A 561-nucleotide genomic window follows, 5' to 3' on the forward strand; every position below is an offset into this window, starting at 1 on the left:
GCCAGTAGGTCTCGCAGCCGGGCGGTGATGCCCGCGCGTTCGGCGTCGTCGGGGGCGACCGCCGAGAGGATCGATTCGAGCTTGTCGAGTTCCGCGTGGACGGGCTTGCGGGCGGCGTCGCCCTGGCCGAGCTTCTCCCCGATGTACGTGGCGAGCGCCGCGGGTGACGGGTAGTCGAAGATCAGCGTGACGGGCAGCCGCAGCCCGGAGGCGGCGGTCAGCCGGTTGCGCAGGTCGACGGCGGTCAGCGAGTCGAAGCCAAGGTCGAGGAAGCCGCGGGCGGCGTCCACGTCGTCCGCCGTGCCGTGTCCGAGGACGGCGGCCACCTGGGTACGGACCAGGTCCCGCAGCGCCTGGTCGCGTTCGGCGGCCGACAGGCCCGCCAGCCGCTCCTGGAGGGTGCCCGCCGGTTCGGTGGCGGAACGGGATCCCGAGGCGGCCCGGGTCGCGGGCGCGGCGGCCCGGCGCGCGGGGGTGCGGACGAGTCCGCGCAGCAGCGGCGGCAGGGTGCCGTCGGCGGCCTGGGCGCGCAGCACGGCCGGTTCGATCCGCATGGGGACG

Annotated in this window: 1 protein-coding gene; it reads right to left on the reverse strand. The window is 76.1% G+C overall.

The annotated features are described in order from the left end of the window. Nucleotides 1–561, reverse strand: a 561-nt coding sequence (locus tag OG982_RS30920; RefSeq protein WP_266950294.1) for an acyl carrier protein, incomplete at both ends; no start/stop codon positions are given.

This window comes from Streptomyces sp. NBC_01551, assembly GCF_026339935.1.
GTDB lineage: Bacteria > Actinomycetota > Actinomycetes > Streptomycetales > Streptomycetaceae > Streptomyces.